The sequence below is a fragment of the Bradyrhizobium sp. KZN70725 genome (assembly GCF_055264925.1).
Genome location: NZ_JBUYWT010000021.1, coordinates 92935 through 108783 on the forward strand (window position 1 = coordinate 92935; position 15849 = coordinate 108783).

The window sequence follows — 15849 nt, forward strand, 5'->3', positions numbered from 1 at the left end:
GGAGTGGGGCAAAGCTGACGGCCGCAAAGGAATCTGGCGGGATTTCATCATGTTTCTGGTAACCGGGGGCGCCGGTTTTATCGGATCGAACGTCGTGGCCGCGTTGAACGACGCCGGGCGCAGCGACGTCGCGGTCTGCGATCTGCTTGGGCAGGACGGCAAGTGGCGGAACCTGGCCAAGCGCCAGCTTGCCGATGTCGTTCCGCCGGCCGAGCTTGGCGACTGGCTGAAGGGGCGGCGGCTCACCGCCGTGATCCATCTCGGCGCCATCTCCGAGACCACGGCAACCGACGGCGACTTGGTGATCGAGACCAATTTCCGTCTCTCGATGCGGCTGCTCGACTGGTGCACGGCAAATGCCACGCCGTTCATCTATGCCTCCTCGGCCGCGACCTATGGCGACGGCGAACAGGGGTTTGACGATGACGCATCGGTCGAGGCGCTGAAGCGGCTGCGGCCGATGAACCTGTACGGCTGGAGCAAGAACCTGTTCGACCTTGTGGTCGCCGAGCGCGCGGCGAAGGGCGCGCCTTTGCCGCCGCAATGGGCCGGGCTGAAATTCTTCAACGTGTTCGGCCCCAATGAATATCACAAGGGCCCGATGATGAGCGTGCTGGCGCGCCGCTTCGACGACATCAAGGCGGGCCGCGTCGTGCAGCTGTTCAAGTCTCATCGCGAGGGCATCGCCGACGGGGATCAGCGCCGCGACTTCATCTATGTCGACGACGTCGTGCGGGTGATGATGTGGCTGATCGCGACGCCGCGGGTCTCCGGGCTGTTCAATGTCGGTACCGGCAAGGCGCGCAGCTTCAAGGACCTGATCGTCTCGGCCTATGGCGCGCTCGGGCTGGAGCCGAACATCCAGTATGTCGACATGCCCGAGCAGATTCGCGGCAGCTACCAGTACTTCACCCAGAGCGTAGTCGATCGTCTCGGGCGCGCCGGATACAATGGCGGTTTCACCCGCCTGGAAGACGCAGTCGGGGCCTATGTGAAGGGCTTTCTCGACCGCGCGGATCGCTATCGCTAGAGCGGATGACGGTGACTGATGTTCGATTTTGAAGCGATCTCGCGTGCGATGTCCGGCCAGACCGTGCTGTGCGTCGGCGACCTCATGCTCGACGAGTTCGTCTACGGCGAGGTGTCGCGAATCTCGCCGGAGGCGCCGGCGCCGGTGATCGCGGTCAGGCGCAGCGAGACCAATATCGGCGGCGCCGGCAACGTCGCGCGCAACATCGCCGCGCTTGGCGGGCGCTGCATCTTCGTCGGCCTGATCGGCGAGGACGCCGCCGGCGCGGTGCTGGCCGAGGCGCTGGCGAAGGAGCCAGCTATCGAGACCGTGCTGGTGCGCGACGCCGCCCGTCCGACCACGCGCAAGGTGCGCTTCGTCTCCGAGCAATTCTCGACCCACATGCTGCGCTCCGACTGGGAGTTCGCCGCGCCGGCCGCGCCGGCCATCGAGCAGCAGCTGATCGATGCGATCCTGCCGCGGCTTGCGCGGGCCGACATCGTGCTGCTGTCGGATTACGCCAAGGGCGTGCTCACCGCGCGGGTGATCCGCAATGTGATCGACGCGGCGCGCCAGGCGCAAAAGCGCGTCATCGTCGACCCCAAGAGCGCCAATCTCGCGATCTATCGCGGCGCGACCGTGCTGACGCCGAACCGCAAGGAATTCGCCGAGGCGACCCGCAGCCGCGCCGACAGCCAGGACAGCATCGCGCAGGCCGCGCCCGATGCGATGTACCTCGCGGATTGCGAGGCGATGCTGGTGACGCAGGGCGAGCGCGGCATGACGCTGGTGACGCGGGGCGGCGGTTCGATCCATGTGCCGGCGCTGCCGGTCAAGGTACGCGACGTCTCCGGCGCCGGCGATACCGTTGCCGCGGCGCTGGCGCTGGCGCTGGCGGGCGGCGCCGACTGGGAAGGCGCGCTGCGGATCGCGAGCGCGGCGGCGGCGGTTGCGGTCGGCAAGACCGGTACCGCGATCGTCAAGTCCGCCGAATTGCGCCGAAGGATCCTGCCGCACGCTTCGCTGGCGGCCGAGGAGAAGATCGTCCCGGCCGGCGGCGACATCGATGCATGCCTCGAGGAGTGGCGCAGGCAGGATCTGCGCATCGGCTTCACCAATGGCTGCTTCGACATCCTGCATCCCGGCCACGTCAAGGTGCTGACCGCCGCGCGCGGCGCCTGTGATCGCCTCGTCGTCGGGCTGAACAGCGACGCCTCGGTGAAGCGGCTGAAGGGCGAGGGGCGTCCGGTGCAGAACGAGCGCGCCCGCGCCGAGGTGCTGGCGGCGCTGGAAGCCGTCGACCTCGTCGCGATCTTCGAGGAGGACACGCCGATCAATCTGATCACGCAGGTGCGGCCGAGCGTGCTGGTCAAGGGCGGCGACTATACCCGAGAGCAGGTGGTCGGCCACGAGATCGTCGAAGCCGCCGGCGGCGAGGTGATGCTGGTCGAGATCCTGCCCGGCCACAGCACGACGTCGCTGGTTGCGCGGGCCCGTGAGGGCAAGGCGTGAGCGCAAGCATGGCATCCCCGGCAGGCGCCGCGGCGTGTCCGGCCTGGCGCGATCCGGCGCGCTGGCAGACCGCGACCGATGTGGTCGCGGTCCTGATCGCGCTGTCGCTGCCGTGGTCGACCTCGCTGGTCGGCATCTTCGGCGTGGTGCTGCTGATCGCGATTGCGCCGACGGTCGATCTGAAGGCGTTCTGGGCGCTGCTGAAGCGGCCGATCTGCCTGGCGCCGGTCGCGTTGTTTTGCCTCGCGCTTGTCGGCACGCTCTGGTCGGACGCGGCCTGGGGCGCGCGATTCTACGCGGTCGGGCCGACCGCAAAGCTCCTCGTGCTGCCGGTCCTGCTCTATCATTTTCAGCGCTCGGCCCGCGGGACCTGGGTGTTCGTCGCTTTCCTGGTCTCCTGCACGCTGTTGATGCTGATGTCCTGGCTGGTGCTTGCCTATCCGCACCTCGCGCTGAGGGCGCCTGCGCCGGGTGAGCAGGGAGTTTTCGTCAAGAACTACATCGACCAGAGCCAGGAATTCACCTTGTGCGCGGTCGCGCTGGCCTATCCGGTCGTGATGCTGCTGCGGGCCAAACGCATCCTGCCGGCCATGTTGCTGATTGCGATTGCGCTCAGCCTGTTCGCCAACATGGCGATGGTGGTGGTGTCGCGGACTGCATTGGTGACGGTTCCGATTATGTTCGCGGTGTTCGCGCTGCTCCATCTGCGCTGGCGCAGCATCGTCCTGATCCTTTGCGCGGCCGCTGCGTTAGCCGTGGTGGCGTGGTATGGCTCGCCGCAATTGCGCTCGACGGCCGAGTCATTCCAGCGCGACTACAAGCTCTACATGCAGCGCAACGAGCCGACCTCGGTCGGTCTGCGGCTCGAATTCTGGCGAAAGTCGCTCGGCTTCTTCGCCGAGGCCCCGGTCATCGGCCATGGCACCGGAGCGACCCGGGGCCTATTCGAGCGCGTGGCAACGGGTGGTGTGACCCAGGCCTCCGGCGAGGTGATCGGCAACCCTCACAATCAAACGTTGAACATCGCCGTGCAGTGGGGCATTGTGGGTGTGGCGATCCTGTATGCGATGTGGCTCCTGCACCTTTTGCTGTTCCGCGGCGACGGCCTCGTCAACTGGATCGGGCTTCTCGTCGTGGTACAGAATATTACGAGTTCGTTGTTTAATTCACACATCTTCGACTTTCACGAAGGCTGGATGTATGTACTGGGCGTCGGGGTCGCGGGCGGCATGGCGTTGAAGGGGCAATTGCGGGCCGATATGGAACCCGAACCTCCTGCTCATCCATGATCGCTGGCAAGGGCGCTGCAGATGCGCTATCAGCCTGCCAAATGTCTCACCGCAAACTCCCAGTTGCCGGCAACCCGTCCGTTAGATGACGCGTCTTTCACAATTTACCCTGCGCAACTTCCTGATTTTGCTGCATGACGCGCTCGCGACGACGTTTGCGTTGCTGGCGAGCTTCTATCTGCGTTTTGAGGGCAGCCTCCTTACCGATCGACTGCCGCATCTGCTGCTGATTCTGCGCTGGTTCGTGCTGTTCAGCGTTTTCGTCAGCTATTTCTCCAATCTGACCACGGCGAAATGGCGCTTCACCTCGCTGCCGGACGCGGTGAATATCCTGCGGGTCGCAGCCGTGCTGACGCTGGCACTGGTCGTGCTGGACTACGTCTACTTCTTCACCGGAACGAATTCGCAAAGCCCGGTGTTCCTCGGCCGGGTCACGATCATCCTGTTCTTCTTCCTCGAGGTGTTCGCGCTGAGCGCGTTGCGCCTCGGCTACCGCTATTTCCGCTATTCGCGCACGCGGCTGCATGCTCGATCCGACAATGCCGCGTCGGCGCTGCTGGTCGGACGTACGGCCGATGCCGAAGTCGTGCTGCGCGGCATCGAGAATGGCGCCATCAAGCGGCTCTGGCCGGTCGGCGTGCTCTCGCCGTCGGACGCGGACCGCGGCCAGATGATCCGCAACATTCCCGTGGTCGGCGGCGTCGACGACATCGAGGCCGTGATTCGGGATTTCGAGACCCGCCAGCGGCCGATCAAGCGCGTGGTCATGACACCGTCGGCCTTCGAACCCGAAGCGCATCCGGAAAGCGTGCTGATGCGCGCCAGGCGGCTCGGCGTGATGGTCAGTCGCCTGCCGTCGCTGGAGGGCGGCGACGCGCCGCGACTGACCAACGTCGCCGTCGAGGACCTGCTGCTGCGCCCAAGCCAGAAGATCGACTACGCGCGGCTCGAGACGCTGGTGAGGGGCAAGTCCGTCATCGTCACCGGCGGCGGCGGCTCGATCGGTGCCGAAATCTGCGAACGGGTCGCGACCTTCGGCGCCGCGCGCCTCCTGGTCGTGGAGAATTCCGAGCCGGCGCTCTATGCGGTCACCGAGGCGCTGTCCGCGCGCGACTCCGGCCCCGAGATCGAGGGCCGGATCGCCGATATCCGAGATCGCGAGCGCATCACGCGGTTGATGAGCGAGTTCAAGCCCGACATCGTGTTCCATGCCGCGGCGCTCAAGCATGTGCCGATCCTGGAGCGCGACTGGAGCGAAGGGGTCAAGACCAACATCTTCGGGTCGGTGAACGTGGCCGACGCCGCGCATGCCGCGGGCGCGAGCGCGATGGTGATGATCTCGACCGACAAGGCGATCGAGCCGGTGTCGATGCTGGGCCTGACCAAGCGGTTCGCCGAGATGTATTGCCAGGCGCTGGACCATGACCTGATGACCGAGGCAAAGGGCAAGCCGCACATGCGGCTGATCTCGGTGCGGTTCGGCAATGTGCTGGCGTCCAACGGATCGGTGGTGCCGAAATTCAAGGCGCAGATCGAGGCCGGCGGACCGATCACGGTGACCCATCCGGACATGGTTCGCTACTTCATGACGATCCGCGAGGCCTGCGATCTCGTGATCACCGCGGCGACGCACGCCGTGACGCCGGCGCGGCCTGACGTCTCGGTCTATGTGCTGAACATGGGGCAACCGGTGAAGATCGTCGATCTCGCCGAGCGGATGATCCGTCTGTCGGGCCTGCAACCCGGCGTCGACGTCGAGATCGTATTCAGCGGCATCCGCCCCGGCGAGCGGCTGAACGAGATCCTGTTCGCAAGCCAGGAGCCGACGCTCGAGATCGGGGTCGCCGGCGTCATGGCGGCCAAGCCGAACCAGCCTCCGATGTCGACGCTGCGCAAGTGGCTCGCGGCGCTGGAGGATGCGATCGAGAGAGATGACCGTGTGACCATCCGCGCCGTCCTTCAGGACGCCGTGCCCGAGTTCGGATCGAATGCCGCCTGACCGCGCCGTTCTGCGGACGCCGAGACAGGACCGTTTCGAAAGCCATTGATGCGTAGTTCTCGAAAAGTCGTGGTCGTCAGCCAGCACTATCCGCCGGACCACAGCACGACCGCCGCGATCATGTCTGCGATCGCCGAACGGATCGCGCAGGAGTCGGAGGTGATGGTGGTCTCCGGGATGCCGGGCTCGGCGCGGGCGCCGGCGCCCGGGCGTCCCGCCGTCGTCGAGATCAGGAACTGGCTGCCTGGAAAGGCGGCGCTGATCAAGCGCGCGCTTGCCGAGGCGCTGTTCACCGGCCGGATCTTTTTTGCGCTGTTGTCGCGGCTGAAGCGGGGCGACGTGGCGCTGACGGTGACCGCTCCCTTCGCGCTGCCCTATGCGGTTGCCGCCGCGGCAAGGTTGAAGGGGGCGAAGTCGGCACTGATCCTGCACGACCTGTTTCCCGATGTGCTGGTGATGGCCGGGCTGCTGCGGCCGTCCTCGCTGGTCGCGCGGGCGATGCGCGCGATCAACGCGCTGATGTTCCGGGCCCTGAACGCTGTCATCGTGATCGGCCGCGACGCCGAGAAGCTGCTGCTGCGCTATGGCGGAATGACACAGGACAAGATCAGGTTCATCCCGAACTGGGCCACGCTCGCGCCCGGCAACCGTCCCGTGAGCCCCGACAATCCGTTTCGCAAGGCCATCGCCGCGCGCTTCGTCGTCGGGCTGTCCGGCAATCTCGGCTTCACCCACGATCCGGACATCGTGTTCGAGGCCGCGCGGCTGTTGCGTGACGAAGGCGAGATCCATTTTCTGCTCTCGGGGTGGGGCATCGGCTTCGCGCGGCTCAAGGAGCTGCGGGCCACCGCGCGGCTTGCCAACGTCACGCTGGTCGACCGCGTCGCGGACAGCGAGCTGGATGCGCTGCTCTCCAGCGCAGACGTCTGGCTCATTCCCTATCGCAAGGATGTCGCCGGCGTGTCGGTGCCGAGCCGGTTCTACAATCTGCTCGCTGCCGGCCGGCCCGTCATTCTCGTCTCCGAGCCAGAGGCCGAGGCTGCGCTCACCGTCAGCGAAAACCGGCTGGGCTGGGTCGTCACGCCGGGAAGGCCCGATCAACTCGCCGAAGCCATCCGCCTGGCGTCGCGATCGCAGGACGCCGCGATGGCCGAGCGCGCCGTCGCGACCGCGCGGAACTTCAGTCCCGAGCGGGCGCTCGCGAGCTACGCTGCGCTGGTCCGGGAGCTGCTATCCAATCGCGATGTGGAGCGGACGGTATGAATAATGGTCACCGGACGGTTCTGGTCACGGGCGCCAGCGGCTTTGTCGGCCGCCATGTGGTGCCCGCGCTGGCGCGCGGCGGCTGGGTGGTGCGACGCGCGGTGCGAACTCCACCGCGCGATGCAAACGACGTGATGATCGGCTCGCTCAGTCCCGCCACCGATTGGCGCGCCGCGCTCGACGGGGTGGAGGCGGTTGTGCATCTTGCGGCCCGCGTTCATCAGCAGTCCGACGAACGCGCGATAGAGCTCTATCGCAACGTCAATATCGAGGGCACGCTGCATTTGGCGCGGTCCGCGGTCGCTGCGGGCATTCGCGATTTCATTTTCGTCAGCACGATCCTGGTGCATGGGCGCAGCAATTACGGGCGTCCTCCGTTTCGCGAGGACGATGTCCTGACGCCGCGCGGCCTCTACGGAAACTCGAAGGCGGCCGCCGAGGTCGGCTTGAAGGAAATTGTGCCGGGCAGCGGCATGAGGGTGACCGTCATCAGGCCGCCGCTAATCTACGGGGCCGGTGCGAAGGGAAATTTCGCCCTGCTCAAGCGCGCGGTGCTCAATGGCTTGCCGCTACCGCTCGCTTATGTGAAGAATCGCCGCGCGTTCCTGTCGGCGGAAAACCTCGCGTCGTTCATCTTGCACCGGTTGTCGCACCCGGGAGATGATTTCGACGTGTTCCTGGTGGCTGACCGCGAGCAGGTTTCGACGCGGGAATTCGTCGAGCGTCTGGCCCGGGCGGCGGACACCTCGCCGCGTCTGTTCTGGCTGCCGCCGCTGCTGTTGAAGATGGCGCTCGGGATCAGCGGCCGCAAGGAAGCCTATGACAGCCTGTTCGCCTCGCTCGAGCTTGATCTTTCCAAGATCGCGGGCACCGGATGGCAGCAGCCGATCAGCCTCGACGAGGGGCTGCGGCGCGCGCTGCGTCAAATGGACAGCTGAGGCGATCAGAGCGGTCGGGAGAACCGCCGCAGCTGCCAGGCGACGGCGAGCGCGCCGGCCAGCAGCAGCGCGATGTCCGCGGTGAGCGAATTGAGGGCGACCGATGCGAATGCGAGCAGCGCCAGCACCGCGTTAAGCGCAAATACCTCGCCGACGACGTGCCACACCGAGAATCCGTTGTCGGTCGCGCGCTGGTAGAAGTGCGAGCGATGCGCGGCCCAGAATGGCTCGCGCCGCGCCATGCGGCGAAACAGCGTGACCGTCGCATCCGTCAAATAGTACAGTGGCAGCAGCAGCGCGGCGGCGAACTGCCGGTGCAGGGCGAGCTCGAGCAGGCACCAGCCGAGCAGCAGGCCGATCGGCAGGCTGCCGACATCGCCGAGGAATATCCTTGCGACCGGTCGGTTGAACGGCGCGAAGCCGAGCAGCGCGCCGCACAGCGCCGCCGCGACCAGCGCGGGAGCTGCGGGGAGATAGCCGAAGCTGCCGAGCAGGGCGATCGCCACGGTGATCGGCACAGCCTCGGCCGCGGTCATCAGGTCGAGCCCGTCCATGAAGTTGACGAGGTTCACGAACCAAAGGCCGGCGATCAGCAGCAGGCCGCGTTCGAGCCAGACCGGGCCGGCCGGAACCAGCCTGAGACCATCGGGCGCGGAAAACACCACGGCCGCAACGGCGGCGGCCTGCAGCAGCAGCCGCGGGACGACGGGCAGCGAGCGGATGTCGTCGGCAAAACCCACCACCGCGATGAACAGGCAGGCCGCGAAGACGATGAAGGGAATAGTCAGGTTCTGCGATCCGGCCAGGACGATGACGATTCCGCCCGCCAGCAGCGTCGCCGCCGTGACCGCGATGCCGGCACCCTGCGGCGTTGGAATACGGTGCGACGAGCGCGCATTCGGCTTCGCCAGCGCCACACGCAGCAGCAGCGGTCGCGTCGCCTGGATCAGGACAGCCGAGATCGACGCAGCCAGAACCGCCGCGATCAATGACAGGAGGATTTCGAAAGCGCTCATTCTGGTCCGGCTATTGCGATCCCGGGACTCGCGATTGCGATCCCGGGACTTCGATCGGTTCTGTGCCCTTGGCGGCCTTTTCTGGGCTCAGGATCCAGACCAGGCCGCCAAACACGCCAACCACGAACGATACCGCGCCGAATAACAGCGAGATGTTGACGCCTTCATTGGCGATCAATCCGGCGTAGCCGAAGGCCAGCGCCATCGTGGCCTCGCGTACGCCCCAGCCTGCGATCGAGATCGGCATCATCGTGATCAGCATCACCGGCGGCAACAATTGGAATATCTGGCCGAAGGTGACGGGCGCGGTGATCGATTTCACCACGCACCAGGCGATCACGACGGTCACGACGTGAATGGCGATCGAGAGAATTGCGACCCTCAATCCGCGCTTGCGGCTGAACAACACCCGGTTCGCGATGACCGCGCAGGCGTGGATGTGATGCGTCGCCCACCATTGCTTCAGCCAGACCCAAGGCAACACGCCGATCAGCAGGAAGCCAAATCCGGCCGCGAGTGCGGCGAGGTCGAGAAGCAGCAACGCCATCCAGCCGTGGGAATCAGAAATCAGCCGATAGCTCCAGGGCAGGGTGGCGGCGATGACGACGGCGAGGGCGATCAGCCCGATCGCGCGGTCGACGAAAATCGAATAGGTGGCTGCGCGCCAGCCCGCACCGGCGCGCGCGACGAGCCAAAGCCGGACCGCGTCGCCGCCGATCGAGGACGGCAGTGTCTGGTTGAAGAAGGTGCCGATCATGTTGAAGCGCATGGCCTGGCCTGTCTCCAGCGGGGCTCCGCACTCCACGCTGATCTCCCGCCAGCGCAACACCCCGAGGAAGATCTGCAGGAACGTGACCGCGATCGCGAGGCCGAGCCAGCCCAGGCTCTCGGCCTGGATACGGGAGGCAAGGTCGTACAGATTGACCTTGCGCAGCGAGAAATAGAGCAGCGCTGCCGAGATCAGGATCTTGACGGTCGAAAGCAGGATTCGGCGCATTTCCGTTCGGCTGCCAGGTTTCAGAATGTGTCAAAAACAGCGCAAAACGCTTTCGCGCGCCCAAATTCGCCGCCTTGGTATGGTTTCCGCGCCGATCTGGCAATACCCGTACTGGTCCCTATTGCGGCAGGCGCGAAGGGGTGGCTAAAGAGGCCGGAACGGGGGACGGCCGGCCACTCACCGGGGGTTTACGTTACCGGTAAAATCCGACCAGACGCGCGGGGGGCGCGTGCTACTGCTTGGATAGTGCTTCCGAGGCGACAGGGCCGCCGGCCGCGACAGCCCGGGCCGATTTGGTGTGTCGTCCGCAGGCGGATACGACAGGACTTGCACGACAGGATTTGAGGCATCGATGGATCGACGAATTATTCCCCTGATCATGTGCGGCGGCGCAGGCACGCGATTGTGGCCGGCGTCACGCGAGGTGCATCCGAAACAGTTCCTGTCGCTGTTCGGGACCCGCTCGACCTTCCAGGAGACGCTGCTGCGAGTCTCCGACGCCGGCCTGTTCGAGCGTCCGATCGTGATCACCAACGAGGCCTATCGCTTCATGGTGCTGGAGCAGCTGGCCGAGATCGGCCGCGAGGCCGACGTGCTGCTGGAGCCGATGCGCCGCGACTCGGGGCCGGCGATTGCGGCCGGTGCGGCGTTCGCGCAGAGCCGCGACAGCGAAGCGATCGTGCTGGCGCTGGCCGCCGACCATCTTGTGCGGGACACCGCGGCCTTCGTCGCCGCGTGCCGCGGCGGGTTGGTGGCTGCGGACGCCGGCCGCATCGTGACGTTCGGCGTCAAGCCGGAGCGGCCGGCCACCGAATACGGCTACATCAACCCGGGTGAGGTGGTCGCCGGCGAGGTGCGCGCGGTGGCGAAATTCGTCGAGAAGCCGGATGCCGCGACGGCGGCGGGCTATATCGATGCGGGTTATCTCTGGAACAGCGGCAACTTCATGTTCCGCGCCGGCGTGCTGCTCGACGAGTACCGCAATGTCGATGCGGACAGCGTGGCCTCGGTGGAGCAGTCGGTTGCGTCGGCGGCGCGCGATCTCGGCTTCGTCAAGCTCGATGCGCAGGCCTTCGGCGCGGCAAAGGCGATCTCGATCGATTACGCGGTCATGGAGAAGACATCGCGTGCCGCGGTGGTGCCGGTGGCGTGCGGCTGGTCCGACATCGGCTCGTGGCGCCAGGTCTGGGAGCTGTCGGACAAGGACAGCCTCGGCAACGCTGCGCGCGGCACTGCGGTGTTCGAGGACTCCCGCAATTGTAACGTCTCGACCGACCGGGCGCTGGTTGCGCTCGAAGGCGTCGACGATCTCGTCGTGGTCGCGACCCAGGACGCCGTGCTGGTGTCACGCCAGAAGGACGCCAACGGGCTGAAGCGGCTGGTCGCGAAATTGAAAGTGGCGGCGCCGGAGGTGACCGAGAACCACATCAAGGTACATCGCCCCTGGGGCTCCTATCAGTCGGTCGACAATGGCGATCGCCACCAGGTCAAGCGTATCGTCGTCAAGCCGGGCGGACGGCTGTCCCTGCAGAAGCACCATCACCGCTCCGAGCACTGGATCGTGGTGCGCGGCACCGCGCAGGTCACCGTCAACGAGCTGATCAAGACGGTGCACGAGAACGAATCGATCTACATCCCGATCGGCGCGGTGCACCGGCTGGAGAATCCGGGCAAGATCCAGCTCGAGCTGATCGAGGTGCAGACCGGCAGCTACCTCGGCGAGGACGACATCATCCGCATCGAGGATGACTATCGGCGCACCTGAGGCGAACGGGCCCGCGCTGAAGATCGAGTCGCGGGCGATGTAACTCTTTGAATCAAAACGTGTCCGGATTTCGCCGTTGGCATTCGCCACATTTGTGACGCCGTGCTATAGCGGCTGCCAACGAAGCGGGTCGTGATTTGCGCCAAAGGCGCGGATCGGGCAGAGGGGCCTTGGTGCTGATTCCCTCGGAGCCGGGATGGCTCCCTGAGAAGCCGGGACAACCGCCAGAACGTTACTTGGGGTCTACGATATGAATGCAAAAGTGTCCGCGGCCGGCGCGAAAGCCGATATCGGCCGCGCATTGCGCGTCGGCGTGATCGGCGCCGGCGTGATGGGCAGCAACCATGCCCGCGTGCTGGCCGGACTGCCCGGGGTGCTGCTGATCGGCATCGTCGATCCGCTGCCGGAACATCGCACCCGCGCCATCGACCTGGTCGGCTGCCGCGCCTTCGAAAGCCTCGATCAGCTGTTCGCCGAGGGCATCGATGCGGTGACGATCGCAGCTCCCACCCATCTGCATCACGAGATCGCGCTCGCCTGTATCGCGCGCAACATTCACATCCTGGTCGAGAAGCCGGTCGCATCCACGGTCGAGGAGGGCCGCGAGATCATCGCGGCCGCCGAGCGGGCCGGCGTCACGCTGATGGTCGGCCATGTCGAGCGTTTCAATCCGGCGGTCGCCGCGATCAAGAAGGCGATCTCGGGCGAGGACATCCTATCGATCGGCATCACCCGGGTCGGCCCGTTCCCGCCGCGAATGTCCAATGTCGGCGTCGTGATCGATCTTGCCGTGCACGACATCGACCTGATCCGCTGGTTCACCGAGTCCGACATCGTCGAGGTGCAGCCGCAGCTCTCGAGCGCCGTCGCCGAGCGCGAGGACATCGCGCTGCTGCAGTTCCGTACCGCTTCCGGCGTGCTCGCCCACATCAACACCAACTGGCTGACGCCGTTCAAGGCGCGCAACGTGACGGTCGCAACCCGCGGCAAGTATGTGATGGGCGATCTGCTCACGCGTCAGGTCACCGAATGTTTCGGCTTCAAGCCGGACGGCAGCTATTCGATGCGTCACCTGCCGGTCGGGCATGACGAGCCGCTGCGCGCCGAACTGATCGCCTTCCTCGATGCCGTACGCGGCGACAAGCTGCCGGCGGTGTCCGGCGACGAGGGCGTGGCGAGCCTCGAGATCGCGATCCGCTGCCTGGAATCGCCCGCGCGGCCCGCCGCCTCGACGATGCGCAAGGGGCCGCGCCGCATCGCCAGCTAATTGCAACTTGAAAACACGCGCGAAAGCTTCATGAACCAGCACATGCGTCCAGAGCCTGTTCCCTTCATAGACATTGCCGCGCAGCGCCAGCGGCTCGGCAAATCGGTCGATGATGCAGTCGCCCGCGTGCTCAACCATTGCCAATTCGTCAATGGCCCGGAAGTGACCGCGCTGGAGAAGGCGCTGGCGGACTATAGCGGCGCAAAGCATGTGGTGAGCTGTTCCAGCGGCACTGACGCGCTCTTGATGGTCCTGATGGCGAAGAATGTCGGGCCGGGTGACGCCGTGCTGTGCCCGTCTTTCACGTTCTGCGCGACCGGCGAAGCGGTAGCGCTCACCGGCGCGACACCCCTCTTCGTCGATGTGGACGAGACGACATTCAATATCGATATCAATTCGCTCAAGCGCGGGGTCGCCACCGCGATGTCGCGTGGCCTAAAGCCGGTTGGTGTCATTCCAGTGGATTTGTTCGGCCAGAGCGCCGATCATGACGCGGTGGCTGCGGTTGCCGAAGCCGAAGGCCTGTTCGTGCTCGACGACGCCGCCCAGGGCTTTGGCGCGAGTTACAAGGGCCGCAAGCTCGGCACCTTCGGGCTTGCGACCGCGACCAGTTTCTTCCCGGCAAAGCCGCTCGGCTGTTTCGGCGATGGCGGCGCGATCTTTACCAATGACGACGAACTTGCGAACGCGCTACGCAGCATCCGTGTGCACGGGCAAGGCTCGGACAAATATGACAATGTCCGCCTCGGCCTCACCGGGCGGCTCGATACCATGCAGGCCGCGATCCTGCTCGAGAAGCTGAAGATTTTTGACGACGAGATCGTGGCACGCAACCAAGTGGCGGAGCGCTACGCGCGCGGACTCGGCAATATCGTGACCGTGCCTCGCCTTGCGCCAGGTTGCACCTCGGTGTGGGCGCAATACACAATCCGCCTGCCGAAAGGGGCCGACCGCGATGCCTTTGCCTCGACGCTGAAGACCCAAGGCATTCCGACGGCGATCTACTACACGAAGTCGATGCACCAGCAGACCGCTTACCGTGATTTCCCGGTCGCCGACGGCGGCCTAGCGATCAGCGAAAGCCTCTCCGACGACGTCATCAGCCTGCCGATGCACGCCTATCTCGACGAGGCGGCCCAGGACCGCGTCATCGCGGCTGTGCGCAGCGCGCTTTCAGCCTGATAGGAAACTTTTTCAGACCGCAATCATGCGCTAGAAGCAGCGCATGCTTGGGCGCATCTTCACCGTCGGCGGCTATACCCTGCTATCGCGGGTCACCGGGTTCGCGCGCGACATCATGCTCGCGGCGATCCTCGGTGCCGGGCCGGTTGCCGACGCCTTCTTCGTGGCGCTGCGGCTGCCCAATCATTTCCGCGCGATCTTTGCCGAAGGCGCCTTCAACGCCGCGTTCGTGCCGGCCTATGCCCATGTCCATGGCGAGCGCGGCGAGGCGTCGGCGCGGCTGTTCGCCGACCGCATCTTCACGCTGCTGTTCGCCTCGCAGGTGATCCTGCTTGTCGTGGCGATGGCGTTCATGCCGCAGGCGATGAGCATCCTCGCGCCGGGCTTCACCGAGGACGCGGCGCAGCGCAAGCTCGCGATCGAGCTGACGCGGATCACCTTTCCCTATCTGCTGCTGATCACGCTGGTGACGCTCTATGGCGGCATGCTCAATGTGATGCATCGCTTCGCCAGCGCTGCCGCGGCGCCGATTTTCCTCAACCTCGCCATGATGATGACGCTGGCGCTCGCGGCGTTCTTCCCGAGCGCGGGCCATGCCGCGGCCTGGGGCGTCTTGATCTCGGGCTTCCTGCAATTCTTCCTGCTCGCTGGCGACCTCGCGCGCCATGGCGGCCTGCCGCGGTTCGCGCCGTTGAAGCTCGACGAGGACGTTCGCGGCTTCTTCCGCGCGCTGGGACCGGCGACGCTGGGCTCGATGGGCACCCAGGTGGCGCTGTTCGCCGACACCATCATCGCGACCTTCCTGCCCGCCGGCGCGCTGTCGGCGCTGTATTATGCCGACCGCCTCAATCAATTGCCGATCGGCGTGATCGGGATCGCGATCGGCACCGTGCTGCTGCCGGAGATGTCGCGGCGCCTGAGCGCCGACGATCACGCCGGCGCGATGGCCGCGCAGCGCCGCGCCTTCGATTTCACGCTGCTGTTCTCGGTGCCGTTCGTGGCGGCGTTCCTGACGGTCGCCGATCCGATCATGCGCGCGATGTTCGCCCGCGGCGCGTTCTCCAAGGCCGATGCGGCAAGCGCCGGGGCCACGCTCGCGGCCTATGCGGTGGGGCTCATTCCCTTCGTGATGATCCGCAGCGCGGTCGCGACCTTCTACGCTCGCAAGGACACCGCAACCCCGGTGAAAGCGGCGCTGACCGGGGTCGCGGTCAACGTCGCGCTGAAGATCGCGCTGGTCGGCACGCTGGCGCAGGTCGGCCTCGCGCTCGCGACCGCGGTCGGGGCCTGGGTCAATCTGCTGCTGGTGCTGACGTTTGCCGTGCGCCGCGGCTACCTCGCGCTCGATCGCGCGCTGATCCGCTCGTTCGGCACCTTCGCGCTGTGCGGCGTGCTGCTCGCGGTCGCACTGTGGCTGACCTCGCATTTCGCTTATGTGTGGTTCGCGCCGATGCAGATCTTTCGCGACGAACTGATCCTGCTGCTGCTGATTGCGGTCGGCGTCTTCGTCTACGCCCTCCTGATCCTCATGCTGTTCGGCCGCGGCTGGCTGTTCGCGCTCCGCCGCGTATAGTTTTACCTGTCAAATCAAATGCATAGGAGGCCGCTGTGT

The 15849-nt window shown here is 65.8% G+C and carries 12 protein-coding genes; 10 read left to right on the forward strand and 2 right to left on the reverse strand.

Features of this window, described 5'->3' with window-relative positions; translation table 11 throughout:
• Positions 1-49 precede the first annotated feature (49 nt).
• The 6 genes from rfaD (at position 50) to ACZBJS_RS21270 (ending at position 8010) form a co-directional block, all read left to right on the forward strand.
• The gene (gene rfaD / locus ACZBJS_RS21245; protein ID WP_229159032.1) at positions 50-1030 is read left to right on the forward strand and encodes an ADP-glyceromanno-heptose 6-epimerase; all 981 of its coding nucleotides are present in this window, start codon (positions 50-52) and stop codon (positions 1028-1030) included.
• A gap of 18 nt (positions 1031-1048) precedes the next feature.
• Positions 1049-2521 (forward strand): D-glycero-beta-D-manno-heptose-7-phosphate kinase, encoded by a 1473-nt coding sequence (gene rfaE1, locus ACZBJS_RS21250; protein WP_456855705.1) that lies wholly within the window; start codon positions 1049-1051, stop codon positions 2519-2521.
• Positions 2522-2529: 8 nt separating this feature from the next.
• Positions 2530-3810 carry an O-antigen ligase family protein gene (locus ACZBJS_RS21255; protein WP_463439110.1) on the forward strand — a complete coding sequence of 427 codons (1281 nt, stop codon included), beginning with the start codon at positions 2530-2532 and terminating at the stop codon, positions 3808-3810.
• A gap of 85 nt (positions 3811-3895) precedes the next feature.
• Positions 3896-5809: an SDR family NAD(P)-dependent oxidoreductase gene (locus tag ACZBJS_RS21260; protein WP_463439111.1), complete on the forward strand. Its 1914-nt coding sequence runs from the start codon at positions 3896-3898 to the stop codon at positions 5807-5809.
• 48 nt (positions 5810-5857) lie between these two features.
• Complete coding sequence (locus tag ACZBJS_RS21265; RefSeq protein ID WP_141340693.1) at positions 5858-7072, forward strand: glycosyltransferase family 4 protein; 1215 nt, start codon at positions 5858-5860, stop codon at positions 7070-7072.
• The gene (locus tag ACZBJS_RS21270; protein ID WP_253639423.1) at positions 7069-8010 is read left to right on the forward strand and encodes an NAD-dependent epimerase/dehydratase family protein; all 942 of its coding nucleotides are present in this window, start codon (positions 7069-7071) and stop codon (positions 8008-8010) included. Before ACZBJS_RS21265 ends, ACZBJS_RS21270 begins: the two co-directional genes overlap by 4 nt.
• A gap of 5 nt (positions 8011-8015) precedes the next feature.
• Here the strand turns inward: ACZBJS_RS21270 and ACZBJS_RS21275 are convergent, their stop codons facing one another.
• Together ACZBJS_RS21275 and ACZBJS_RS21280 are read right to left on the reverse strand one after the other, a co-directional pair.
• Complete coding sequence (locus ACZBJS_RS21275) at positions 8016-9026, reverse strand: MraY family glycosyltransferase (RefSeq protein ID WP_463439112.1); 1011 nt, start codon at positions 9024-9026, stop codon at positions 8016-8018.
• Positions 9027-9036: 10 nt separating this feature from the next.
• Positions 9037-10023, reverse strand: a complete 987-nt coding sequence (locus ACZBJS_RS21280) for a lysylphosphatidylglycerol synthase transmembrane domain-containing protein (RefSeq protein WP_463439113.1) — start codon at positions 10021-10023, stop codon at positions 9037-9039.
• Positions 10024-10375: 352 nt separating this feature from the next.
• On the opposite strand from ACZBJS_RS21280, the gene ACZBJS_RS21285 reads away from it, so the two are divergent.
• The 4 genes from ACZBJS_RS21285 (at position 10376) to murJ (ending at position 15810) form a co-directional block, all read left to right on the forward strand.
• Positions 10376-11788 (forward strand): mannose-1-phosphate guanylyltransferase/mannose-6-phosphate isomerase, encoded by a 1413-nt coding sequence (locus ACZBJS_RS21285; RefSeq protein ID WP_253589836.1) that lies wholly within the window; start codon positions 10376-10378, stop codon positions 11786-11788.
• Between the two features lie 250 nt (positions 11789-12038).
• Complete coding sequence (locus ACZBJS_RS21290) at positions 12039-13055, forward strand: Gfo/Idh/MocA family oxidoreductase (protein ID WP_463439114.1); 1017 nt, start codon at positions 12039-12041, stop codon at positions 13053-13055.
• Between the two features lie 30 nt (positions 13056-13085).
• Positions 13086-14237, forward strand: a complete 1152-nt coding sequence (locus ACZBJS_RS21295) for a DegT/DnrJ/EryC1/StrS family aminotransferase (protein WP_225644525.1) — start codon at positions 13086-13088, stop codon at positions 14235-14237.
• Positions 14238-14280: 43 nt separating this feature from the next.
• A complete protein-coding gene (gene murJ, locus ACZBJS_RS21300) occupies positions 14281-15810 on the forward strand; it encodes a murein biosynthesis integral membrane protein MurJ (RefSeq protein WP_316397634.1) in 1530 nt (509 codons plus the stop codon).
• The last annotated feature ends 39 nt before the right edge of the window (positions 15811-15849 follow it).